Raw genomic sequence first — 21,899 nt, 5'->3', positions numbered from 1 at the left:
TTGTTCAATTCATTGCTGCCGCCTGCAATAAAGGGGAAAATACCGCCCCAATTTTCCCTATGGTTCTACCTCCCATTCCTTACAGGAGCCTACCCTTTATGTCTTCCCGTCGCCTGCGAGCCAATGCCATCCGTGCTTTAAGCATGGATGCCGTGCAAAAAGCCAAAAGTGGACACCCCGGAGCCCCTATGGGCATGGCCGATATCGCTGAAGTCCTGTGGGGTGATTACCTGCAGCACAATCCGGCGAATCCAGACTGGGCCAACCGAGACCGTTTCGTGCTCTCCAATGGGCATGGCTCCATGCTGATCTACTCGTTGCTCCATCTGACCGGGTATGACCTCAGCATCGACGACCTGAAGAATTTCCGTCAGCTACACTCCAAAACCGCCGGACATCCGGAATATGGTTATGCACCAGGCATTGAGACCACCACCGGCCCTCTGGGTCAGGGTATTGCCAATGGTGTGGGTATGGCGATCGCGGAAAAAGCGCTGGCCGCTCAATTCAACCGTGAAGGCCACAGTATTGTTGACCACAACACCTATGTGTTCCTGGGTGATGGTTGCCTGATGGAAGGCATTTCCCACGAAGTCTGCTCCCTGGCCGGTACCCTTGGTCTGGGCAAACTGATTGCGTTCTACGACGACAACGGCATCTCGATCGATGGTGAAGTCGAGGGCTGGTTTACCGACGATACGCCGAAGCGCTTCGAATCTTATGGTTGGCAGGTCATTCCAGCGGTGGATGGTCATGACGCCGACGCCATTGCAGCAGCGGTTGAACAGGCCAAGGGAAATACCGACCAGCCGACCCTGATCTGCTGCAAAACCGTTATTGGCTTTGGTTCGCCTAACAAGGAAGGTAAAGAGGATTGCCACGGTGCTCCTCTGGGTGACGATGAGATCGCCCTGACCCGCGAACGTCTGGGCTGGCAGCACGGCCCCTTTGAAGTGCCGGCCGATCTTTATGAACAGTGGAATGCTCGTCAAGCCGGTGCGGAGCGTGAAGCGCAGTGGAATGAGGCCTTTGCCGCTTATCAAAGCGCTTATCCCGAGCTGGCCAGTGAATTCCTGCGCCGTAGCAAAGGCGATCTACCCGCCGATTTCTCGGCCAAGGCTCAGTCCTATATTGAGCAGTGCCAGCAAGAAGGCGCCACCATCGCCAGCCGGAAAGCCTCGCAGAATACCCTGAATGCCTTTGGTCCCCTGTTGCCCGAGCTGCTGGGCGGTTCCGCCGACCTGGCCGGTTCCAACCTGACGCTGTGGAGCGGTTGCAAGGGCATCGAGAGCAAGGATGCCAGCGGTAACTACCTGTTTTACGGGGTCCGTGAGTTTGGCATGAGTGCGATCATGAACGGCATCGCGCTGCACGGTGGCTTTGTACCTTATGGCGCTACCTTCCTGATCTTTATGGAATACGCTCGCAATGCGGTACGCATGGCGGCGTTGATGAAACAGCGCAGCATCTTTGTCTTTACCCACGACTCCATTGGTCTCGGCGAAGATGGCCCGACGCACCAGCCCATCGAGCAGCTGACCAGCCTGCGCACCACGCCGAACATGAATACCTGGCGCCCCTGCGACACCGTCGAATCCGCTGTTGCCTGGAAGAGCGCCGTGGAGCGGGCCGATGGTCCTTCCGCGCTGATCTTTTCCCGTCAGAACCTGCCTCACCAGCCTCGTGATGCCGCTCAGCTGGCGAACGTGGAGCGCGGGGGCTATATCCTCAGCGACTGTGAAGGCACACCGGAACTGATTCTGATCGCGACCGGCTCCGAGGTCTCACTGGCGTTAGCCGGTGCCGAACAGCTCCGTGCCAAAGGTGCCAAGGTGCGAGTGGTATCGATGCCCTGTACCGAACGTTTCGATGAACAGGATGCCGAGTACAAACTCTCTGTACTGCCTCTGGAAGTGTCTTCACGGGTTGCGATCGAAGCGGGTCATGCGGACTTCTGGTACAAGTATGTAGGCCTCGATGGTCGAGTGCTGGGCATGACCAGCTTTGGTGAGTCGGCTCCCGCAGCAGATCTGTTCCGTGAATTTGGTTTCACTGCCGACAATCTGGTCAGCCTGTCCGAGGAACTGTTGTCGGTCGACTGATGAGCTATCGAATCGCCATCAATGGTTATGGCCGTATCGGCCAGTGCATTCTCCGTGCACTGTACGAATGCGGCTACCGTGATCGCCTGCAACCTGTGGCCATCAATGAGCTGTCCGATATCGACACGGTGACTTACCTGACCCGCTATGACACCACTCATGGCCGCTTCCCCTTGCCCGTCGAGCAGTCCCAGGGTGGATTACAGATTGGTAGCGATCGTATTCAGGTCTTCAACGAAGAGAACCCGGCGCGGCTGCCCTGGCAGGAACTGGGGGTTGATCTGGTGCTGGAATGCACCGGCACCTGTCCGGATCGGGTTCATGCCCAGCGCCACCTCGACAGCGGTGCCGGGCGCTTGTTGATCTCGCGACCCACCGCAGGCTCAGTCGATGCCACCGTGGTGTACGGGTTCAACGAGAATCTGCTGGGGGCTGAACAACGGGTGGTCTCCAATGCGTCTTGCACCACCAATGGTATTGTTCCTGTGTTGCGGTTGCTGCATGAACAGCTGGGCATTGAACAGGGCATGATTACCACCATCCACTCGGCGATGAATGACCAGCCGGTAATTGATTCCAGGCACCACAGCGATCTGCGTTTGGCGCGTAGCGCCATGCAGTCCATCGTGCCCATCGATACCGGACTGGCGCTGGGCATTGACCGGCTGTTACCCGAGCTTTCTGGCCGTTTTCAGGCACTGCATATGCGGGTGCCCACCAGTAATGTGTCGTTGATGGATGTGACCCTGAACCTGGCCACTGACATTGATGCCTGCGAGTTGAACCGGCTGTTGCAGCAGGCCAGTCGTGGAAGCTTACATGGCCTGTTAGGCTACAGTGATGAACCTCTGGCGTCGGTCGATTTTAACCATGATCGGCATTCGGCCACCATCGATGGCACCCAAACCCGGGTCAGTGGTCAGCGTATGGTCAAGCTGGTGGCCTGGTTTGATAATGAATGGGGTTACAGCAATAGAATGCTCGATGTTGCCGCCCACTGGCTGCACGCGGCCCTGAATAATCCCCCTGTTTCCTCTTAAACCGAGTAATGAAAGGAAGTTTCCGATGTCCGTAATTAAAATGAGCGAGCTGGACCTGGCCGGTAAACGCGTGCTGATCCGAGAAGACCTCAATGTTCCGGTAAAGGATGGCCAGGTCACCTCGGATGCTCGTATTCGAGCGGCGCTGCCGACCATTAAAAAGGCCCTGGCCTCAGGTGCCAGAGTGATGGTGATGTCTCATCTGGGGCGCCCGAATGAAGGCGAACCTGCGCAAGAATTTTCCCTGCAGCCGGTCGCCAATCATCTGGCTAAACTGCTTGGTTGTGCTGTGCGCCTGGAAGCCAATTACCTCGAGGGTGTGGAGGTAGCAGAAGGCGAACTCGTATTGCTGGAAAATGTTCGCTTTAACGCGGGTGAAAAGAAAGACGAAGAAACCCTTTCCCGAGCCTATGCCGGGCTGTGTGATATTTTCGTTATGGACGCTTTTGGTACGGCTCATCGTGCTCAGGCATCGACTCACGGGGTTGCCAAATTTGCCCCGGTTGCCTGTGCGGGTCCCCTGCTGGCGGCCGAATTGGATGCCTTGGGTAAGGCTCTGGATAATCCCCGGCGTCCAGTGGTCGCCATTGTGGGTGGATCCAAGGTATCGACCAAGCTGACCGTGTTAGAGAGCCTGTCGACGGTGGTCGACCAACTGATTGTTGGGGGGGGGATCGCCAACACCTTCCTGGCGGCGACCGGTAAACCAGTGGGTAAATCATTATGCGAGGAAGATTTGATTCCACAGGCCAAGGCATTGCTGGAAAAAGTGGATATTCCCATGCCCGTTGATGTGGTGACCGGTAAGGCCTTTGCCGAAGATGCCGATGCCGAACTCAAGTCCACGGACGCTGTCACTGAGGATGATATGATCTTCGATGTCGGCCCGAAGACCGCCGAACTGTTTGCTAACAGCTTGAAAGATGCGCGCACCATTATCTGGAATGGCCCGGTCGGGGTGTTCGAGTTTGACCAGTTTGGTGAGGGCACCAAAGCGATGTCCTTGGCCATCGCTGGTAGCGAGGCTTTTTCGATTGCGGGCGGCGGCGATACCCTGGCGGCGGTCGATAAATACGGCATCGCTAACAGGGTTTCCTATATCTCCACGGGTGGCGGTGCTTTCCTGGAATTTGTGGAAGGAAAAACCCTTCCCGCAGTGGCTATACTGGAGGAGCGCGCGCGCGGCTAACGCGCCCCTCGACCTCTTTTTTATCGCAGATTCGATCTGTGCTACCGATTACTAACGATAGTTTGAGGAAATATCATGGCTTTAGTAAGCATGCGTCAATTGCTCGATCACGCCGCCGAGTACGGTTACGGTGTCCCAGCGTACAACGTCAACAATCTGGAACAGATGCGCGCCATCATGGAAGCGGCCGATCGCACCGATAGCCCGGTTATTGTTCAGGCCTCTGCCGGTGCCCGCAAATATGCCGGAGCCCCTTTCCTGCGTCACCTGATACTGGCAGCTATTGAGGAGTTTCCCCATATTCCGGTGTGTATGCACCAGGATCACGGCACTTCACCAACCGTTTGTCAGCGTTCTATTCAGCTGGGTTTCTCCTCCGTGATGATGGATGGCTCCCTGATGGACGACGGTAAAACGCCTTCCAGCTATGAATACAACGTGGATGTAACGCGTCGTACCGTCGAGATGGCGCACGCCTGCGGCGTTTCAGTAGAGGGCGAGCTGGGCTGCCTGGGTTCTCTGGAGACCGGACAAGCGGGTGAAGAAGATGGTGTTGGTGCAGAAGGCACCCTGAGCCATGAACAGATGCTGACCGACCCCGATGAAGCCGCCGATTTTGTTAAATCCACCGGCGTCGATGCCCTGGCCATCGCTTGCGGAACCAGCCATGGGGCTTACAAGTTTACCCGTCCACCCACCGGGGATATTCTCGCGATTGATCGTATTAAAGCGATTCATGATCGCATCCCGGGAACCCATCTGGTGATGCACGGTTCCAGTTCGGTGCCTCAGGAGTGGCTTAAGGTGATCAATGAGTTTGGCGGCGAAATTCCGGAAACCTATGGGGTTCCTGTTGAGCAGATTTGTGAAGGCATCAAGCACGGTGTCCGCAAGGTCAATATCGATACGGATTTGCGCCTGGCATCTACCGGTGCCGTGCGACGTTTTCTGGCCAATAATCCGGCCGAATTCGATCCGCGCAAATACCTGAAGGAAACCACCAAAGCGATGACCGAAATTTGTCTCGCGCGTTACGAAGCCTTCGGAACCGCGGGCAACGCTTCCAGGATCAAAGTCGACAGCCTCGATACCATGTTCGATCGTTATCAGAGCGGCGAGCTGGATCCTGAAATCGCCTGAGCGTAGATGATCGGAAGGAGGAAAAGGCGGCTTTAGGTCGCCTTTTTTCGTTGAATGTTCAGTATTTGAACGACCTGCGCAGAATTTTCCCATCTTTCACCAAAGGACGGTTGCTGATCTTCCTGAATAGGGGTAAAAAAGGGGGATCAGATTTGTATTACAAATAATATAGGTGGGGGAAGTATGAAGCGGTTGGTATGGGCTGTCTGGGGACTGCTGTTTATTGGTACATCGGCGGTAGCTGATTATAAGTTATCGCTTCAGACCGAGAACTTTCCTCCCTATAATTTTTCTCTGAATGGCAGTAATTACGCCAAGGATCGTGACATCGATGGCATCTCCGTACGTATCGTACGAGAGGTGTTTAAGCGGGCCAAGGTCAATCACAAAATAACATTGCGTTTCCCCTGGGCTCGTATCTACAAAAAAGCCCTGGAAAGTGAAAAGTACGGTGTCTTCTCCATGGTGCGTAGTGAAGAACGTGAACCCCTGTTTAAGTGGGTGGGCCCTCTGGCTCCCGATGAGTGGGTATTTTTCGCCCGCGAAGGGAGCGGCATTCAGTTATCTTCCCTGGAGGATGCCAAGAACTATGTGGTTGGCGGCTATAAGGGTGACGCGCTGACCGAATATTTGCTGGAGCAGGGACTTGAGATCAAGCAAGCCGCTTCCGATAACCTTAACGCCCGAAAACTGGCGGCGGGTAAAATTGACCTTTGGGCTGCCAACAGTTTCTCCGGCCGCTTCCTGGCCACTCAGGAAAACGTCAAGGGCATCAAGCAGGTGCTGACCTTTGACAAGGTGGATCTGTATCTGGGCTTGAACAAGAGCACCCCGGATGAGGTGGTAGCAAAACTGCAGAGCGCGGTCGATGCCATGCACAAAGATGGCACCATTCAAAAAATCATCAACGACTACCTGGGCCAGTAACTCGACCCAGGCAAGGATCAGCCCCGTTCGGTATCTACCGGGCGGGGCTTTTTTGTTGGGAGAGGGTACAACGGGAAACGGTGTCGGGATGGCAGAGGGTTATCGGGGTGTGTATCACCCGTTTATAGGGTTCCCCCCGGGCGATGCGATAAAGGGTATAGATTGCATGTCGGCCCATTTCGTAAGGGCTTTGGCCAACATTCGCATGGGCACCGCCCTGTTTTAAAATATCCAGTTGCTGGGGCATGGTGTCCCCGGCGACCAGGATCAGTTCACGCTTGGCAATGGCATTCCTGTAAGGCGCAATCCGATTCAGGTAATCCTGGGCACTGGACTGTGGCCAGCTGCCCAGAATGGCCAGCGTGTCGAGTTGATCGGGCTGGTTGCTATGGCTGCGTAAAGCAAATTCGGTCAGTTGCAATGAGCGGGGGATATTATCCCGGCTGAACATGGGACAGCGAGGTGATTCTTGCCAAAACGCGGTATCTAATCGGGCGCTGGGACCCGGGTACCTGTGGCCCTGTAATGAATCGCGCAGGCCATCGATACGTTGCTGCATATTAGGCGACAGGGAATGCCCCGAGATGATGCAGAGGGTCCCCCCCTGAGGCCGCTGCTTAAGGATCTCAGCCCCCATCGCCTGGCCAAGCGCGTAATTGTTGGTACCAATATAGGCCTGGCGCAGATTCGGGTAGCGTAGCAGGTCCTGCGCGGAGAAATCGGAATCGAAGGTGACTATGGGGAGATCCGCCTCGAGTACTTTTTGCATGCTGTGGGTGACGAGAAAGCCAGAACCCGCGACGGCAATGGCAATACCATCGACGTTGTTATCTACCTGCTGCTCTATCAGCCGATTTTGTTGCCGGATATCGAGCCCTTTGGAACCGATAAAGCGGCACACTACGCCTAGTTCTGCCGCCGCCTGCTCGCAGCCTTTCCTGACCTGGTCAAAAAAGGGGTTATCGATGGCTTTGGGTATAACGGCAAAGGTCAGGGGCTCGGCACGAAGGTTAATAGGCAAACATAGAGCCAGAAGCACCAGAGCTTCCAGCAGTAAAAACTGACCGCGCATGTAGCGGAACCTTTCATCCATGAATTTGGTTCAGTATAAGTTAACGCTCAGCCGTGAAGGAACCCTTGAATTGTTGCCACAGGGTGTTGGCAAAGAGCAGGGCCAGCAAGCCGGATGCAATCACATTGAGTGTGGAGGGAAGAAAGGAGCTGTTATGTGCATCCATTGCCTCGGGCAACAACGACTGACTGAGTAGCGCATCGAGAGTCAGGCCGCACAGGACAGCGACGCCTGTCACGCTACCAAGATAAGCGAGTAATGCTCGCGTTCCTAGCTCTTGCCGTACTACAGCAATCGTAGAAATATTGGTGGCAGGACCTGCCAGCATAAATACCAGCACGGTGCCGGGAGAAATACCCGCCAGTAACAGGCCCGCGGCGATAGGGGTAGAGGCGGTAGCGCAGACATACATCGGGATGCCGATCAAAATCATCATAGCCATGGCGGGCAAGCCGCTGCCCCATTGGCTGATGGTCTCGGTGGGTACCCAGGTAGCGATGGCCGCGGCAAACAGCAACCCCAGCAGCATCCAACTGGCAATATCATTGAGGATATCGACAAAGCCGAAGCGCAGCCCGCTAGCTATGCGTTGGCCCATGGTTTCATTCGATGGGGTCGATGGCGTATCGGTTGCGCAATGCCCCTTACTGCAACAGCCTGTGGTGCTTTCTTGTTTTATGACACCGGCACTGACGCCCGCTAGCAGGCCGGCGGTGATGGCACTCAAAATAGCGGCAATGGGCCGAACCACTGCCATTAGTGGTCCCAGCAGGGCGTAGGTGACGGCAATGGAATCAACCCCGGTTTCCGGGGTGGAGATCAAAAAGGAGACGGTGGCGCCCTTGGATGCACCAGCCCTACGTATCCCTAACGCAGCCGGAATAACGCCACAGGAGCAGAGTGGTAAGGGCGCCCCCAACAGAGCAGCCTTGACCACCGAGCCACCGCCTTCCTTGCTCAGGTGGGTTTGCATCCACTGGGTCGGCATCCAGACTTTGAGCAATCCGGCAAACAGTAAACCGAGCAATAACCAGAGTGCAGCATCGGAGAACAACATAACGAAGTTACTGGCAAATTCAATCATGAGTCGGTGTCTCTATTTAGCCGTGTTGAAGGGTTATGATCCCCGGAAGCAGAAGTGGCCTGACCGCTGAGTTCGCGCAGAATTGAACAACCAGCCGCGACCTCCGGACCGCCGCAACATTTATCCGCCAGGGTTTCCAGCGCGCGTTCGATCTGTTGTAACTCATCGATTCGCTGTCGAACCTGGCCCAGTTTGTCTTCGGCGACCTGTTTGACCTCCCGGCAGCTGTGTTGACTGGCATCGACCTGCAACAACAGTAACTCCTCGATCTCCTTTAAGGAGAAGCCCAGTCCCTGAGAGCGGCGAATAAATCGTACCCGTTGCAGGGCCTCTTCGGCGTACAGCCGATAGCCGTTAGCGGCTCGGGTCGGGGGTTCCAGCAACCCCTGGGATTCGTAATATCGCAGGGTGGGCACACTCACCTCGCCCTGCTGCGCCAGTTGTCCAATTTTTAGCATGATGGGATCCATTGCAAGACCATGGAGGCAGTATAAACCCTGAAGTACACATCAGGGTCAAGCTTGATTTAACCCCACTTGTATCGACCCAGTGCTTCTGGTCTGATGCAGTATAGGAATAAGGTTTAGGCTCACTAATTGCCAATAGCCCTTTAGAATCAGAATAAAAATCAGGAGATTCCCAACATGACCTCACGAATGGCTTTCGCTGGCCTGCTTCTTCCGTTGCTCGCTGCTCTTGGCGGCTGCAGTGACGACAGTTTGCCTGAAGTGTCATTGTCAGAAGCCAGCCAGGCGACGATGGCAGCTAACCGCAATCATGTCGAAGGTCTGAATTGGCAGGATACAAGGGATTTTGATCGGATTGGCAAGGGCCTGATTGCCCGACCCGATAGCCTGGTGATAGCGCCAACCCAAACCCCGGCGGATACCTGGAACATGGATCGCTTTGCTTTTATTGAGGGGGATGCACCGGATACCGTTAACCCGAGCCTGTGGCGTCAGGCCAAGCTAAATAATGACTACGGGTTGTACCGGGTTGCCGAAGGAATCTATCAGGTGCGAGGGTATGACCTGGCAGTGATGTCGATTATCGAAAGCGACAGTGGTTATCTGGTGATTGATCCCCTTACCAGCAAGGAGACGGCGCAAGCCGGCATGGAGCTGGTCTACGAGCATCTGGGTAAGAAGCCGGTGCGCAGTGTCATCATTACTCATAGCCATATTGATCATTTCGCCGGTATCAAAGGGGTGGTTAGCCAGCAGCAGGTGGATGAGGGTGAAGTCTCGGTGATTGTCCCGGCCGAATTAATGGAGCATGCGATCGCAGAAAATGTACTGGCCGGTGCGGCTATGACCCGACGAGCCAGTTATATGTTTGGTAGCCTGTTACCCGAAGGGCCGACTGGCTATGTGGGTTCGGGGTTGGGAAAGTCGGTAGCGATGGGAACCTTTACCCTGATTAATCCGACCCGGGAGATTGAGCAGAGTGGTACCCGGCTTACCCTCGATGGTGTGGAGATTGAATTCTTTCTGATGCCCGGTACCGAAGCACCTTCGGAAATGGTGTTTTTCTTCCCGGGTTTCAAGGCGTTAATGATCGCCGAGGAGGTCAATCACACCATGCATAACCTGTACACCCTGCGCGGTGCCAAGGTGAGGGATTCCCTCAACTGGGCTAAGTATCTCGATCAGGTCATTCAAAAATATGCGCCGCACAGCGAGCTGATGTTTGGCAGTCACCATTGGCCCGTCTGGGGTAATCAGGATGTCACCGATCTGTTGGAGAAACAGCGCGACCTGTACAAGTTTATCCACGATCAAACCCTGCATTATGCCAACCGGGGATATACCCCCCGGGAGATAGCAGAGCAACTGGAATTACCGCCCGCATTGGCCCGGGAATGGGCGAATCGGGGCTATTACGGCACCCTCAGTCATAATGTGAAGGCGGTGTATCAGTATTATCTGGGCTGGTTCGATGGCAATCCGGCGAACCTGAACCCCTTGCCGCCGGAGGCTGAGTCGAAGAAATATGTCGACTATATGGGCGGTGCCGAGGCCGTTATGGCAAAGGCCCAAGTTGATATCGAGCAGGGAGAATACCGGTTTGCCGCCACCGTACTCAACAAGCTGGTGTTTGCTGATCCGGATAATCGAGCGGCCAGGGACATGCTGGCCCAGTGCTATGAACAGATGGGGTTTCAGGCAGAGAGTGGTCCCTGGCGCAACTTTTATCTGACCGGTGCCCAGGAATTGCGCGTGGGCGTCATCGAGTTTTCTTCCAGAGGAACCGCTTCAGCCGATATCGTAGCCGCCATGACAGTGGACATGTTCTTCGACTATATGGCCGTTCAGCTCAATGCCGCCGAGGCGGAGGACAGCGACATCACGATCAACTGGAACTTTGTCGATACGGACCAGCAGTACATGATGTGGCTACGTAATGGTGTGCTTAATTACCGTGCCGGAGTTCAGGCCCCTGATGCCGACGCGACCATGAACCTGAGCCGCGATACGTTGAACGGTCTTGCGCAGGGTAATTCTGCGCTTGGCGCACTGGTCAGTGGCGATATCGATATTGATGGTAGCCTGCTGGCGGTCAAGGAGCTGTTTGGACTGCTGCATAAGTTTGACCCGACCTTTGATATTGTCACCCCCTGAACAGTTTGCCCTGGGGGTGCAAGCCTAGCTGGCGGCCCGTTTGCGCCGCTGGTTAAGGCGGAAGTCGTTGAGCGTATGGCGCCAGAATGAGCGCCATACACCCAGTTCGGGCTGAGGGTGATGGCCGCCGCCGAGGCGAATAATTTGCCAATAGTAAAAGCCGACCTGACCAAAAGTATTGATGCCTCGAATCAGTTCGAGAGGACTGTTATTACCCAACCATCCCTTACCGAGTACTAAGTCGTGTTCGTGACAGGGCAATGCGTCCAGCTCTCCGGCGATCAGCTTCCTGGGCAGATCCGGGTCGAGGCAGAAGGGCCGGGCCAGCCCTACCATGTCGACTTCGCCATTGCTCAGTGCCTGCTCCATTACGGCCCGTTGACGAAAGCCCCCGGTGACCATCAGGGGGACCTTGGTAGCACCGCGCATGGCTGTGGCGTACTCGATAAAATAGGCTTCCCGTTTGCGGGTACTCTCGCGGACTTCATTGGGCTCCATACCTAACAGGCTCAGCTGTTCGTAGGTGCCGCCGGAGATCTCCAGTAGATCAATTCCTGCTTCTTCCAGCCAACTGGCGACCTGCAAGGAATCTTCGTGGCTGAAACCGCCGCGCTGGAAATCGGCCGAATTCAGCTTTACGCCGACGGGGAAACTGTCACCGACTGCGTCGCGTACGGCACGCACCGCGCGCAGGGCAAAGCGGGCTCGGTTCTCCAGCGAACCGCCCCATTGGTCATTACGCTTATTGGTCAGGGGCGACAAAAACTGGCTGATCAGATAACCATGGGCGCAGTGCAGTTGCACCCCGGTAAAACCAGCGGTTTTGGCTATTTCGGCGGTGCGGGCAAAGCGTGAGATGGCATCTTCGATCTGAGCTTCGTTCATGGCCTGGGGGCGGGAGAAACTGCCCAGGAGTTTCAACTGCTCGCTGGATGGTGACAGAGGCTGGTTATTGACCAGGCGCGGACATTGACGGCCCGGGTGGCTGATCTGCATCCACAGGTGGTTGCCGCCGACGGTACCGGCCTTGGCCCAGTCGGATAGCTGCTGCAACGCTCGATCATCCTCGATAACAACATTCCCTGCCCGCTCCAGATAGCGACGGTCGATCATGACATTCCCGGTGATATGCAATCCCGCACCACCTTCGGACCAACGTTGATAGAGCCGCAGGTGCTCAGGGGTCGGATTGTCCTCGGCGTCGGCCAGACCCTCGGTCATGGCGCTTTTGCCGATTCGGTTATTGATCTGGGCGCCGCAGGGAAGGCTGAGTGGGCTGCCAAGGGACAGGCTCATAGAAAGATCTCCGTACTCGTTTTTATGATTGTTGTGCCATTGTGGGTAGGTTCGTTGTCGATTGCAAAAAAGAGTCGGCATCGCTTTTGGCTCGTAATATTCACCTCGTTAATAATGCTTGCTCCGGTACCCCTGGCCATTGCAGCATGGCAAGGAGGGTCGCAACTCATAATAATTCCAAGGAGGTCACCCATGTTGAAAACCGTACCGGCAGCCGAGCTGTCCAATTATGTCGGGCAGGAGCTGGGCAGCTCCGACTGGCTATTGATCGACCAGCAGCGCATCAATGATTTTGCCGACACCACGCTGGATAGCCAGTTTATTCATGTCGATCCGGAAAAAGCGGCACAGACCCCTTTTGGTTCTACCATTGCCCATGGGTTCTTATCATTGTCGATGATTCCTCATCTTTCAGAGTCGGTGGGTATCGTGCCGGAGAACATCGTGATGGGGATTAACTATGGTTGTGACAAGCTGCGATTTTTGCAGCCGGTAGCGGTTGATAGTGAAATACGCCTGCATTCCAAACTGCTCGAGGTAACGGAAAAGAACCCCGGGCAGTTTCTCTTTAAAAATGAAATCACCATCGAAATACGTGGCCAGGATAAGCCCGCTCTGGTGGCGGAATGGTTAACCATGATGGTAACGGCAAACGAACAGTAACGCGGAGAGAACATTTATGACGGTGAGATTTGATGGCCAGGTAGCCATAGTAACGGGGGCGGGTAACGGCCTTGGACGTTCACATGCCCTGGCGCTGGCTGAACGCGGCGCGAAAGTGGTGGTCAACGATCTGGGCGGAGCACGGGATGGTAGCGGAAGTTCTTCCGAAGCGGCCCAGGAAGTGGTTGCGTTGATCAAGCAAAAGGGCGGAGAGGCGATTGCCAATGGCGCCAACGTGTCTTCGTTTGAAGAGGTGCAGGCGATGGTAAACCAGGCGATGGATGCCTGGGGACGGGTCGATATCCTGGTCAACAATGCGGGTATATTACGGGATAAGAGTTTTTCCAAAATGGCGCTGGAGGACTTCCAGACAGTGATGGATGTTCACCTTATGGGCTCTGTTAATTGTTGCAAGGCCGTGTGGGAAATAATGCGCCAACAGCAGTATGGCCGCATTATCATGACCGCATCCTCCAGCGGTCTTTATGGGAACTTTGGTCAATCCAACTACGGAGCTGCCAAGATGGCGCTGGTAGGCTTGATGAACACCCTGCATCTGGAAGGTGCCAAGTATGGTATCCATACCAACACCTTGGCGCCGGCTGCTGGCACGCGAATGACCGAAGACCTTATTCCCGACAAACGTGTATTTGACTTGATGACTCCGGAATCAGTGTCGGCCGGTTTGTTGGCGCTGTGCTGTCAACAGGCGCCATCACGGCAGATTCTGTGCGCTGGTGCCGGGGGGTATGCCCGTGCTCGTATCTATGAAACCGATGGTATATTCCTGGCCCCGGACGAGCAGACCCCCGAAAATGTATTGGCTGGCTGGGACCAGCTGTCCGACAATAGCCAACAAAAAGAGCTGCAAGCTGGCGGTGAACAAAGCCTGAAGTTTATCGGTAAAGCAGCGGCGGCCCTGGGTATCAAACTGGGTTAAAACCGAGCGCTCGGGGTGGCGCAGTCTTTTGCTACCCCGGGACCAGCAGTATAGGGGCAGGGACGCTGTTTTAATCCTTGGGACGGTTTACTTCGAACTGCGCTATTTGCTCGGCGCTGGCCTGACCCTGATATTTGGCTTTCCAATCGTTGTAGGGCTCGCCATAGACCCGTTCCCTGGCCTGATCGTAGTCGAGCGCTACGCCTTCATCCGCAGCCGCCGCAACCATCCACTTGGACAGGCAGTTACGACAAAACCCGGCCAGATTCATCAAGTCAATATTTTGCACGTCCTTGCGTTCGTCGAGGTGTTGGATCAGGCGACGCAATACGGCGGCTTCGATTTCGGTTTGTTTATCCATGGTGTCAGATTGCCTTTAGCTTCAGGTGTGTCGAATCCATTGATTATCAGTATTGGTGGTCGGGATGCAAGCCGGGCTTGTTCGGCGAGGCTTATGCTGACAAAGTGATCTCAGAGGTAGCAACAGGTAACCAGTAATGACAAGACCAGCCCCTCCCGGCAGGGATCAGTTTGCGGTTTTCTATGAGTTCGCCAGTCGCTGGCATGATAACGACTGCTATGGTCATTTTAACAATACGGTGTATTACGCCTATTATGACTCCGCGGTGAATCGTTATTTGATAGAACAGGGTGGTCTCGATATTCAGCAGGGTTCGCACATCGGATTGGTGGTGGAGTCGGGGTGTCGTTTTCATACCGAACTGGGTTATCCGGATCGGGTCGAGGTTGGCATTCGGGTCGCCCGACTGGGGAATAGCTCGGTACGCTACGAAGTGGCCCTGTTTAAAGCTGAAGAAACCCAAGCGGCGGCCGATGGCTTTTTTACCCATGTTTTTGTTGACCGACAGCAGCGTCAACCGATGCCGCTGCAGGGTAGGCTACGGCAAGCGTTGTCAGACTTGGTGTTAGCCGCCACATAGGCGACACTAAAAGTAGGCGTAAGCGCTCTTTAATCAGGCAAAAACGGTACTGGCGGCACAATGATGTGCTGCAAACCGATAACGGGAGTGAACCATGGTTAATGAAACCCCACAAATAAAAGACGATCCTCTTTATCAGCTACTTCGGGAAGAGAAGATCGATGAATTTAACCAGCAGCGTAGCCAAGGTGTCAGTGGCGACCTCAGTGGTTCCGACCTCAGGGGGCTGGATCTACGAGGAATGATTGCGGCGGGGCTGGATATGTCCGGTTGTTATTTTCGTAATACGGATATCAGAGGTATTGATTTCACCAGCACTAACCTTAACGGGGCAAGTTTCAAGGGCGCCAAGATTTCGGGCTGTTTCTTTCCTGTCGAGATCCATGTGGATGAGTTGATGTTCTCGATGGAGCACGGCATTCGGGTGCGTTACCAGCGACCTTAAGCCGGTTGCTCGCTGGTTCCAGGCTCGTCATGACCGGGCCTGCCTTCCTTCGAACCTGCCGCTGGGTTAACGTAGCGGCTAATACGAACTGGGAATCCTGACTATATGTCCGCCAATGTTGCACCCGAGATGGATCAATTGCTACAGCAAATGCGCTATGGCCTGCGACCACTCGGGTTGGGCGCGCTGTTACCGCTAACGGAGACCGAGCGGGCCGGACTCGATTTTTACAAAATCCTGATGCCCCCTGAGCTGGGCGAACAATCGGTTGGTTATTTCCAGCAGGGGGGAGAGCGAATAGCCCTGTACCGTTTTCGACCCAGGCAGATCCGAGGTAGCTGCTTCCTGTTGCATGGCTATTACGATCATGTAGGCCTTTATGGTCATATGATTCGATTTCTGTTGCAGCAGGGTCTGGAAGTGGTCGCCATCGACCTTCCCGGGCATGGCTTGTCCGGTGGCGAACGGGCAACCATCGAGGAATTTGCCCATTATGGAGAGTTGCTCTCGGCGCTGCTCGACATGGCTGAACAGGCCTCTTTGCCGAAACCCTGGCTGGGGATGGGGCAGAGTACAGGGGCCGGGGTATTAGCCGATACAGTATTGGGCGTCAGCACCCGGCCGTTGCCTTTTGATCAGCTGATTCTGCTGGCCCCTCTGTTAAGGCCTAGAAATTGGCCCATGGCGCGCTTGCTGTACCGCTTGCTGAAGCCTGTTGTGCGAGAAATACCCCGCAGTTATTCAGCCAACAGCAGCGACGAGGCGTTCCTGGAGTTTGTTCGCCATCAGGATCCACTGCAGCCCAGAACCCTTCCCGTTGCCTGGGTGGGGGCTTTATCCCGCTGGATACCCCGTATGCTCGCAGCCAGGGTATCAACAGCGGCACCCCTGATTGTTCAGGGCCAGCAGGATTTTACCGTCGACTGGCGATTTAATATCAAGACTTATACCGCGCTGTTCCCGGCGGCCCGGGTACATTTTCAGCCGACCGCCGGACATCATTTGGCGAACGAATCCGAATCATTACGACAACACTACCTGCCATGGATTGCCCAGCACCTGATGATTAATGAAGGTGGTGGAGCTGAAGTCGATGGTTATACTAGAGGCAAGGACAGCGCAGTTAAATCAGTGGAGTTATCCAATGCAGAATGAACGCACAGGGTCAGATGGCAGTCGACAGGAGCTCCTGTTATTTCACCTCAAGGGACGCCAGCCTTTCGGCATCAATGTGCTGAAAATCAGAGAGATCATTCCCTATGAACCCCTGAATCAGATGCCCTATTCCCATCCTTCGGTGATGGGTGTTGCCAAGCTACGGGGCGAGCCTTTGGGGGTTATTGATCTCTCTTCGGCGGTCGGTAAAGGCGCCTTGAAGCAAGAAGATAACGAAAGCGCTTCCATTGTTATTACCGAGTTTAACCGCAGCATACAGGGCTTTCTGGTGCGTTCGGTTGACCGAATCGTCAGCTGTGACTGGAAAGATATCCTGCCTCCACCGGCAGCCAGTGGCCGCAGCAGTTACATCACCGGCGTGACGCGGATCGATGAGGAGCTGGTGGAGATCATCGATGTAGAACGGGTGCTCAATGAGGTGACGCCACCGGAGGATATTGCCGGTGGTTATGTCAGCCAACTGGACCCGGAACACCTCAAAGCACTGCAGAAAAAAACCATCCTGGTGGTGGATGATTCAGCCATGGCACGTAAGCAGATATCCCGAACCCTGGACACCATCGGTGTGTCATATTATTTGGCCCGGGATGGCAAAGAAGCTTTGGATAAGCTGCGGGAACTGAGCAGTAAAGAGGGTAAACATATCGATATGATCATCTCCGATATTGAGATGCCAGAGATGGATGGCTATACCCTGACCAAGGAAATCCGCAAAGACGCCGACCTCTCTTCGAGCTATATCCTGTTGCACACTTCCCTGGCGGGAGACATCAGCGCCCAGAATGCAACGCGCAGTGGGGCTAATGCTTCGCTGACCAAATTTGTCACCGATGAGTTAACCGAAGCCGTTATTGAGGGGCTGAGCGTTTCCTAGCGAATTCGATACAATATGGCCACAAAAAAGCCGGCACTAACGCCGGCTATTTTGTGGCTGCTCTTAGGATGGATCAGTAGAGTACGCGGCAACGAATGGTGCCGTCAATCTTTTGCAGTTCTTCCTGAGCGATCTGGCTCTGCTCGGCATCCACATCGATGACAACGTAGCCAACTTTCTCATTGGTTTGCAGGTACTGACTGCAAATGTTGATATTGTGATCGGAGAACACGCTGTTGATCGACGTCATTACGCCCGGCACATTACGGTGAATATGCAGGATCCGGTGCTGGCCCGCGTGAGTGGGCAGGGCCACCTCAGGGAAGTTGACCGAGGACGTTGAGGTGCCGTTATCGCTGTATTTAGCCAGTTTTTCCGCCACTTCGAGACCGATATTGGCCTGGGCTTCCATGGTGCTGCCGCCCACATGAGGGGTCAGAATCACATTGTTAAAGCCTCGTAAAGGCGAGACAAATTCTTCGTCATTGGAGCGGGGTTCAACCGGGAATACATCAATGGCGGCGCCCAGCAGCTTCTGCTGATCCAGACCTGCGGCCAGCGCGTCGATATCCACTACCGTGCCCCGTGAGGCGTTGATCAGGATGCTGCCTTGTTTCATGGCCTCGATCTGTTCGGCGCCGATCATATCCTGGGTGGCGGCAGTTTCAGGAACGTGCAGTGTAATGATATCGCAGGTACCCAGTAACTCTTTCAGGCTATTAATCTGGCGAGCATTACCCAGGGGTAATTTGGTAATAACGTCGTAGAAACAGACTTCCATGCCCAGGCCTTCGGCCAGCACGCTGAGCTGACTACCGATGCTGCCGTAGCCAACGATGCCCAGTTTCTTGCCTCGAATCTCATAGGAGTTCTTGGCACTTTTGCGCCATACCCCTTGATGGGCCAGAGCGCTTTTTTCGGGAACGCCGCGCAATAACAGAATAGCTTGAGCGAGTACCAGCTCGGCGACCGAGCGGGTATTGGAATAGGGCGCGTTGAAGACGGCAATACCGCGCTCGCGGGCCGCGTTCAGGTCTACCTGATTAGTGCCGATGCAGAAACAGCCGACGGCGACCAGTTTTTTCGCCGCATCAAACACCTCTTCGGTTAACTGGGTGCGGGAGCGGATGCCAATAAAGTGCGCATCGGCGATGCGTGCCTTGAGCTCTTCATCGGGCAAAGAGGTCGTGAGGTAATCGATGTTGGTGTAACCGGCTGCCTTGAGATTATCAACGGCGCTCTGGTGCACCCCCTCGAGTAGCAGGAATTTGATCTTGCTTTTTTCTAGAGACGTAGTGGCCATGTGGGCTCGATCCTCGTTCGTTCCGGTTGACCTCGATCGTCAAACCGGAGCGTTGTTACTGCTGAAAATTATGTATTTGTTAGTACTGCTTTTCCCGGCCAAGCGTGCGTTGACAGGTCTTGGAACCCATCGGTTAATGGGCACCCTGTGGCGAGGGGCGCCCATCATACCACAGCAAATCAGAATGTCTTCCGAGCCTTGGTTGAATTTTATTCAGCTTGTCTTGAGGTAATTATCAGTCCTGTCACGGGGATTGCACCATCACCTTGACCGGGCTGCCGAGGCTGGAATTAATCTTGAGCCTTTTGCTAAACTCGTGGCCTGTGCCGGTATAGCTCAGTTGGTAGAGCAACGCATTCGTAATGCGGAGGTCGGAGGTTCGACTCCTCTTACCGGCACCATCTTTTGACATTCCCTCGTGTTGCTTCGCAGTCGCTTGCTGCAAGCGTTTTTGGCCATTGCCTTGGCAGTTCATCGCTCTGACTTGAGCAGATTGGGGGGATATTGGGTTACAGGAGGCCCAGGCAGTCAGCCATTATGGTTGATACCCTGGTTGGGTGGTACACTAGGCGCCGCTTCTAGCGGCACTCGCCTGGCCCCGTTGACCGGTGGCATGATTCTACTGACTACGTCGGGTGGCAGTGCCTTCTACAATGCCGTATTGGCGGCCACGGCAGTAGCCCAACTCTCTGCTTATCAGAGCCTGATGATTACTGTTTCGTTGCCGGCCTTTTTCCTTATCAACGTGCTGGTGGGTCTACCGCTTTACAGCGCACAGAGCCGCCATGTGATGGCACAACCTGATTGCAACGACGGAGCAATAGTATGAATCAACCCCGCGTCAGCATCATTATGGGATCCCAGTCTGACTGGTCCACGATGCAAGCCGCCACCCGCGTCCTTGAACAGCTTGGCGTATCTTTTGAAACTCGGGTTGTATCCGCCCACCGTACTCCTGAGCGTCTGTACGAATTTGCTTCCACCGCTCATGAAAAGGGAGTTCAGGTGATCATTGCCGGTGCGGGTGGTGCGGCCCATCTGGCTGGCATGGCGGCGGCCATGACCCATTTGCCGGTGATCGCAGTGCCGGTCGCCAGTAAGCATTTTCAGGGTATGGACAGTCTGATGTCCATGGTGCAGATGCCGCGGGGCGTTGCGGTAGCCTGTCAGGCAGTGGGCGAAGCGGGGGCATTTAACGCTGGCCTGATGGCGGTCCAGATGCTGGCACTGGCGGATCAGGAACTCTCTACTCGCTTACAGAACTGGCGTGCGAGTCAAACTGACGGCGTACCTAACGAGGTGGAATGATGCACATTGCCATTATTGGTGGCGGGCAGTTAGCCCGCATGATGGCCCTGGCAGGTTGGCCCATGGGAATCACATTCTCGTTTTTGGCCAATAAGGATGAAAATATCGACTGTGTTCATGGTTTGGGTACCGTGGTGCGTCATCAGAGCGACGTTGCAGGCGAGGCTTTGTATCAGGCGCTCGGCCAGCCCGATGTGATCACCGTCGAGCGGGAGCATGTTGATGTCAACCTGCTCGCTACCCTGCGACCTTTTTGCGCGGTCTATCCCGACCCGGATGCGATTGCTGTCTGCCAGCACCGAGGACGGGAAAAAGCGTTTCTGCAATCGTTGGATATTCCTATTGCGCCCTTTCGTCTGGCGGATTCCGCCGATACCTTGTCCGCGGCAGTGGCCGAGTTGGGTTATCCGGTGTTTGTTAAATCCTGCGAAGAGGGCTACGACGGTCAGAACCAGTGGCGCCTGACCGCCTCCGATGAACTGGTTGCCTTGATCGAGCAGATGGAGCACTGGCCATCTTTGGTGGTCGAGGGACAGGTAACCTTCAGCCGCGAAGTCTCCATCATCGCTGTGCGCTCGGCCAATGGTGCCAAGGCCTGTTATCCGCTGGCCGAGAATGCTCACCGCAGTAGTATTTTGGTCAGCTCCCTGGCTCCCGCACCGAACCTTACCGAGGCATTGCAGCAACAGGCGCAGCAACTGGCTGACCGTCTGCTGGATTGCTGGGGTTACGTCGGGGTGTTGGCGATCGAATGCTTCGTTGTGGGCGATCGCTTGCTGGTCAACGAGCTGGCGCCAAGGGTTCACAATAGCGGTCACTGGACGCAGGATGCCGGTGGTGTCTGTTCCCAGTTTGCCAACCACCTGCGAGCCATCTGCGGCAAGGAACCTGGCCCGACTGAGCCACTGCAGCCGGCTGCAATGTTGAACCTGTTGGGGCAATTGCCATCGGTTGAGACGGCCGGCAAAGGCGAGTTGCAACTTCACCTGTACAACAAACTGGTGAAACCGCGCCGCAAGGTGGGGCATATCAACCTTCAGGATTCAGATCCGGAGCGACTGCGTCAGCGCCTGGAGGCGCTTGAAGCCGAGGTGTATCAGGCGACGGGAGGGGCGTTCGCCGGTTAACCTGGCGAGCCCTTGCAGGAGGCGATCTCTTTGATGTTATTCGGGCTGCGTTGTTGGGTTTTGTTGGTGCCGCTGCTGTTGTCGGGCTGTGGCGCCTCAGTGTCCATGGACCCTTTGCCCGAAGGGGCGACCATTCTGGCCTTTGGCGATAGCCTGACGGCTGGCGTGGGTGCGGGTGGCGAAGGGCAAGACTACCCGGCCCATTTGCAACGCTTGAGCGGACGCGAAGTCGTTAATGGCGGTGTTTCCGGCGAGCAAACACCTGAGGGGCGAGAACGCCTGCCAGAACTGCTCGACGAGGTGCAGCCGCAGCTGCTTATATTGTTGGAAGGGGGCAATGATATTCTGCGCAGCCGCCCAGCCTCAGAGATTCATGCCAACCTGGCAGCCATGATTGAACAGGCCCAGCGCCGCAGCATTCCTGTGTTGCTGGTGGGGGTGCCGCAAAAAAGCCTGTTTTCCGACAGTGCACCCCTATACAGCGAATTGGCTGAGCAATACGCCGTACCCTTCGAAGGTGAACTGCTTGCCGATCTGTTGCGTTCCCCCTCGTTAAAAGCCGACCCCATTCATCTTAATGGTGCCGGCTACGAGCGTCTGGCTCAGGGTTTGCTGGATCGTTTGCAAGAAGCTGGAGCCCTGTAGCTCCCA

22 protein-coding genes and 1 tRNA gene are annotated in these 21,899 nt (G+C 55.2%); 17 read left to right on the top strand and 6 right to left on the bottom strand.

The window, feature by feature from the left end:
• The first annotated feature begins 98 nt into the window (after positions 1-98).
• The 5 genes from tkt to MIB40_RS00515 all read left to right on the top strand — a co-directional run bounded on the left by tkt (position 99) and on the right by MIB40_RS00515 (position 6,398).
• On the top strand, positions 99-2,102 hold the full coding sequence (tkt, locus tag MIB40_RS00535; RefSeq protein ID WP_249689607.1) for a transketolase: 2,004 nt from the start codon (positions 99-101) through the stop codon (positions 2,100-2,102).
• Positions 2,102-3,142 carry a type I glyceraldehyde-3-phosphate dehydrogenase gene (locus MIB40_RS00530; RefSeq protein WP_249689605.1) on the top strand — a complete coding sequence of 347 codons (1,041 nt, stop codon included), beginning with the start codon at positions 2,102-2,104 and terminating at the stop codon, positions 3,140-3,142. Before tkt ends, MIB40_RS00530 begins: the two co-directional genes overlap by 1 nt.
• A 25-nt stretch (positions 3,143-3,167) precedes the next feature.
• Positions 3,168-4,331 carry a phosphoglycerate kinase gene (locus MIB40_RS00525; RefSeq protein WP_249689603.1) on the top strand — a complete coding sequence of 388 codons (1,164 nt, stop codon included), beginning with the start codon at positions 3,168-3,170 and terminating at the stop codon, positions 4,329-4,331.
• A 75-nt stretch (positions 4,332-4,406) separates the two neighbouring features.
• Entirely contained in the window at positions 4,407-5,471 is a 1,065-nt protein-coding gene (gene fba / locus MIB40_RS00520) for a class II fructose-bisphosphate aldolase (RefSeq protein WP_249689600.1), read from the top strand.
• Between the two features lie 183 nt (positions 5,472-5,654).
• Positions 5,655-6,398 (top strand): substrate-binding periplasmic protein, encoded by a 744-nt coding sequence (locus tag MIB40_RS00515; protein ID WP_249689599.1) that lies wholly within the window; start codon positions 5,655-5,657, stop codon positions 6,396-6,398.
• A 34-nt stretch (positions 6,399-6,432) separates the two neighbouring features.
• Here MIB40_RS00515 and MIB40_RS00510 read toward each other — a convergent pair whose 3' ends face one another.
• Genes MIB40_RS00510 through zntR form a run of 3 tightly spaced genes read right to left on the bottom strand, consistent with a single transcriptional unit; the run spans position 6,433 to position 9,012 of the window.
• The gene (locus MIB40_RS00510; RefSeq protein WP_249689597.1) at positions 6,433-7,470 is read right to left on the bottom strand and encodes a substrate-binding domain-containing protein; all 1,038 of its coding nucleotides are present in this window, start codon (positions 7,468-7,470) and stop codon (positions 6,433-6,435) included.
• A 40-nt stretch (positions 7,471-7,510) separates the two neighbouring features.
• Positions 7,511-8,554: an SO_0444 family Cu/Zn efflux transporter gene (locus tag MIB40_RS00505; RefSeq protein ID WP_249689595.1), complete on the bottom strand. Its 1,044-nt coding sequence runs from the start codon at positions 8,552-8,554 to the stop codon at positions 7,511-7,513.
• Positions 8,551-9,012, bottom strand: a complete 462-nt coding sequence (zntR, locus tag MIB40_RS00500) for a Zn(2+)-responsive transcriptional regulator (RefSeq protein ID WP_249689593.1) — start codon at positions 9,010-9,012, stop codon at positions 8,551-8,553. The genes MIB40_RS00505 and zntR overlap by 4 nt, the downstream gene beginning before the upstream one ends.
• Positions 9,013-9,198: 186 nt before the next feature.
• Here zntR and MIB40_RS00495 point away from each other — a divergent pair, with 186 nt between their 5' ends.
• On the top strand, positions 9,199-11,175 hold the full coding sequence (locus MIB40_RS00495) for an alkyl/aryl-sulfatase (protein WP_249689592.1): 1,977 nt from the start codon (positions 9,199-9,201) through the stop codon (positions 11,173-11,175).
• Positions 11,176-11,199: 24 nt separating this feature from the next.
• Here MIB40_RS00495 and MIB40_RS00490 read toward each other — a convergent pair whose 3' ends face one another.
• Positions 11,200-12,471 (bottom strand): NADH:flavin oxidoreductase/NADH oxidase family protein, encoded by a 1,272-nt coding sequence (locus tag MIB40_RS00490; RefSeq protein ID WP_249689590.1) that lies wholly within the window; start codon positions 12,469-12,471, stop codon positions 11,200-11,202.
• Positions 12,472-12,663: 192 nt separating this feature from the next.
• On the opposite strand from MIB40_RS00490, the gene MIB40_RS00485 reads away from it, so the two are divergent.
• Together MIB40_RS00485 and MIB40_RS00480 are read left to right on the top strand one after the other, a co-directional pair.
• Positions 12,664-13,134 carry a MaoC family dehydratase gene (locus MIB40_RS00485; RefSeq protein ID WP_406566421.1) on the top strand — a complete coding sequence of 157 codons (471 nt, stop codon included), beginning with the start codon at positions 12,664-12,666 and terminating at the stop codon, positions 13,132-13,134.
• Positions 13,135-13,150: 16 nt separating this feature from the next.
• Positions 13,151-14,074, top strand: a complete 924-nt coding sequence (locus tag MIB40_RS00480; RefSeq protein WP_249689589.1) for an SDR family NAD(P)-dependent oxidoreductase — start codon at positions 13,151-13,153, stop codon at positions 14,072-14,074.
• Between the two features lie 70 nt (positions 14,075-14,144).
• Here MIB40_RS00480 and MIB40_RS00475 read toward each other — a convergent pair whose 3' ends face one another.
• On the bottom strand, positions 14,145-14,435 hold the full coding sequence (locus tag MIB40_RS00475; protein WP_249689588.1) for a DUF1244 domain-containing protein: 291 nt from the start codon (positions 14,433-14,435) through the stop codon (positions 14,145-14,147).
• Positions 14,436-14,571: 136 nt separating this feature from the next.
• Here MIB40_RS00475 and MIB40_RS00470 point away from each other — a divergent pair, with 136 nt between their 5' ends.
• From MIB40_RS00470 to MIB40_RS00455, 4 genes are all read left to right on the top strand, one after another.
• Positions 14,572-15,015 (top strand): acyl-CoA thioesterase, encoded by a 444-nt coding sequence (locus MIB40_RS00470; RefSeq protein ID WP_249689587.1) that lies wholly within the window; start codon positions 14,572-14,574, stop codon positions 15,013-15,015.
• Positions 15,016-15,109: 94 nt separating this feature from the next.
• Positions 15,110-15,460, top strand: coding sequence for a pentapeptide repeat-containing protein (locus tag MIB40_RS00465; protein ID WP_249689586.1), 351 nt, complete (start codon positions 15,110-15,112; stop codon positions 15,458-15,460).
• 105 nt (positions 15,461-15,565) lie between these two features.
• Positions 15,566-16,615 carry an alpha/beta hydrolase gene (locus MIB40_RS00460; protein WP_249689584.1) on the top strand — a complete coding sequence of 350 codons (1,050 nt, stop codon included), beginning with the start codon at positions 15,566-15,568 and terminating at the stop codon, positions 16,613-16,615.
• Positions 16,605-17,510: a chemotaxis protein gene (locus MIB40_RS00455; RefSeq protein ID WP_249689583.1), complete on the top strand. Its 906-nt coding sequence runs from the start codon at positions 16,605-16,607 to the stop codon at positions 17,508-17,510. The genes MIB40_RS00460 and MIB40_RS00455 overlap by 11 nt, the downstream gene beginning before the upstream one ends.
• 73 nt (positions 17,511-17,583) lie before the next feature.
• Here the strand turns inward: MIB40_RS00455 and serA are convergent, their stop codons facing one another.
• Positions 17,584-18,813, bottom strand: coding sequence for a phosphoglycerate dehydrogenase (gene serA / locus MIB40_RS00450; protein WP_249689582.1), 1,230 nt, complete (start codon positions 18,811-18,813; stop codon positions 17,584-17,586).
• A gap of 325 nt (positions 18,814-19,138) precedes the next feature.
• Between serA and MIB40_RS00445 the strand changes: the two genes are divergently transcribed.
• The 5 genes from MIB40_RS00445 (at position 19,139) to MIB40_RS00425 (ending at position 21,893) form a co-directional block, all read left to right on the top strand.
• A tRNA-Thr gene (locus tag MIB40_RS00445) sits at positions 19,139-19,214 on the top strand.
• A 140-nt stretch (positions 19,215-19,354) separates the two neighbouring features.
• The gene (locus tag MIB40_RS00440) at positions 19,355-19,642 is read left to right on the top strand and encodes a sodium-dependent bicarbonate transport family permease (RefSeq protein ID WP_249689581.1); all 288 of its coding nucleotides are present in this window, start codon (positions 19,355-19,357) and stop codon (positions 19,640-19,642) included.
• Positions 19,639-20,121 carry a 5-(carboxyamino)imidazole ribonucleotide mutase gene (gene purE, locus MIB40_RS00435; RefSeq protein WP_249689580.1) on the top strand — a complete coding sequence of 161 codons (483 nt, stop codon included), beginning with the start codon at positions 19,639-19,641 and terminating at the stop codon, positions 20,119-20,121. The genes MIB40_RS00440 and purE overlap by 4 nt, the downstream gene beginning before the upstream one ends.
• Positions 20,118-21,248, top strand: a complete 1,131-nt coding sequence (locus tag MIB40_RS00430; protein WP_249689579.1) for a 5-(carboxyamino)imidazole ribonucleotide synthase — start codon at positions 20,118-20,120, stop codon at positions 21,246-21,248. The genes purE and MIB40_RS00430 overlap by 4 nt, the downstream gene beginning before the upstream one ends.
• 33 nt (positions 21,249-21,281) lie before the next feature.
• Entirely contained in the window at positions 21,282-21,893 is a 612-nt protein-coding gene (locus MIB40_RS00425; RefSeq protein WP_249690176.1) for a GDSL-type esterase/lipase family protein, read from the top strand.
• Positions 21,894-21,899: the final 6 nt, after the last annotated feature.

Origin of the sequence: Aestuariirhabdus haliotis, assembly GCF_023509475.1 — a bacterium.
Lineage (GTDB): Bacteria > Pseudomonadota > Gammaproteobacteria > Pseudomonadales > Aestuariirhabdaceae > Aestuariirhabdus > Aestuariirhabdus haliotis.
This window is presented reverse-complemented; position numbering and strand designations above follow the sequence as displayed.

Excerpts from the sequence above, each read along its gene's own strand:
- MIB40_RS00455 (WP_249689583.1), top strand. The coding sequence starts at position 16,605 with ATGCAGAATGAACGCACAGGGTCAGATGGCAGTCGACAGGAGCTCCTG.
- purE (WP_249689580.1), top strand. The coding sequence starts at position 19,639 with ATGAATCAACCCCGCGTCAGCATCATTATGGGATCCCAGTCTGACTGG.
- MIB40_RS00460 (WP_249689584.1), top strand. The coding sequence starts at position 15,566 with ATGTCCGCCAATGTTGCACCCGAGATGGATCAATTGCTACAGCAAATG.
- tkt (WP_249689607.1), top strand. The coding sequence starts at position 99 with ATGTCTTCCCGTCGCCTGCGAGCCAATGCCATCCGTGCTTTAAGCATG.
- MIB40_RS00530 (WP_249689605.1), top strand. The coding sequence starts at position 2,102 with ATGAGCTATCGAATCGCCATCAATGGTTATGGCCGTATCGGCCAGTGC.
- MIB40_RS00465 (WP_249689586.1), top strand. The coding sequence starts at position 15,110 with ATGGTTAATGAAACCCCACAAATAAAAGACGATCCTCTTTATCAGCTA.
- fba (WP_249689600.1), top strand. The coding sequence starts at position 4,407 with ATGGCTTTAGTAAGCATGCGTCAATTGCTCGATCACGCCGCCGAGTAC.
- MIB40_RS00485 (WP_406566421.1), top strand. The coding sequence starts at position 12,664 with ATGTTGAAAACCGTACCGGCAGCCGAGCTGTCCAATTATGTCGGGCAG.
- MIB40_RS00475 (WP_249689588.1), bottom strand. The coding sequence starts at position 14,435 with ATGGATAAACAAACCGAAATCGAAGCCGCCGTATTGCGTCGCCTGATC.
- MIB40_RS00510 (WP_249689597.1), bottom strand. The coding sequence starts at position 7,470 with ATGCGCGGTCAGTTTTTACTGCTGGAAGCTCTGGTGCTTCTGGCTCTA.
- MIB40_RS00470 (WP_249689587.1), top strand. The coding sequence starts at position 14,572 with ATGACAAGACCAGCCCCTCCCGGCAGGGATCAGTTTGCGGTTTTCTAT.
- MIB40_RS00490 (WP_249689590.1), bottom strand. The coding sequence starts at position 12,471 with ATGAGCCTGTCCCTTGGCAGCCCACTCAGCCTTCCCTGCGGCGCCCAG.
- MIB40_RS00505 (WP_249689595.1), bottom strand. The coding sequence starts at position 8,554 with ATGATTGAATTTGCCAGTAACTTCGTTATGTTGTTCTCCGATGCTGCA.
- MIB40_RS00425 (WP_249690176.1), top strand. The coding sequence starts at position 21,282 with ATGTTATTCGGGCTGCGTTGTTGGGTTTTGTTGGTGCCGCTGCTGTTG.
- MIB40_RS00525 (WP_249689603.1), top strand. The coding sequence starts at position 3,168 with ATGTCCGTAATTAAAATGAGCGAGCTGGACCTGGCCGGTAAACGCGTG.
- MIB40_RS00430 (WP_249689579.1), top strand. The coding sequence starts at position 20,118 with ATGATGCACATTGCCATTATTGGTGGCGGGCAGTTAGCCCGCATGATG.
- MIB40_RS00495 (WP_249689592.1), top strand. The coding sequence starts at position 9,199 with ATGACCTCACGAATGGCTTTCGCTGGCCTGCTTCTTCCGTTGCTCGCT.
- zntR (WP_249689593.1), bottom strand. The coding sequence starts at position 9,012 with ATGCTAAAAATTGGACAACTGGCGCAGCAGGGCGAGGTGAGTGTGCCC.
- MIB40_RS00515 (WP_249689599.1), top strand. The coding sequence starts at position 5,655 with ATGAAGCGGTTGGTATGGGCTGTCTGGGGACTGCTGTTTATTGGTACA.
- serA (WP_249689582.1), bottom strand. The coding sequence starts at position 18,813 with ATGGCCACTACGTCTCTAGAAAAAAGCAAGATCAAATTCCTGCTACTC.
- MIB40_RS00480 (WP_249689589.1), top strand. The coding sequence starts at position 13,151 with ATGACGGTGAGATTTGATGGCCAGGTAGCCATAGTAACGGGGGCGGGT.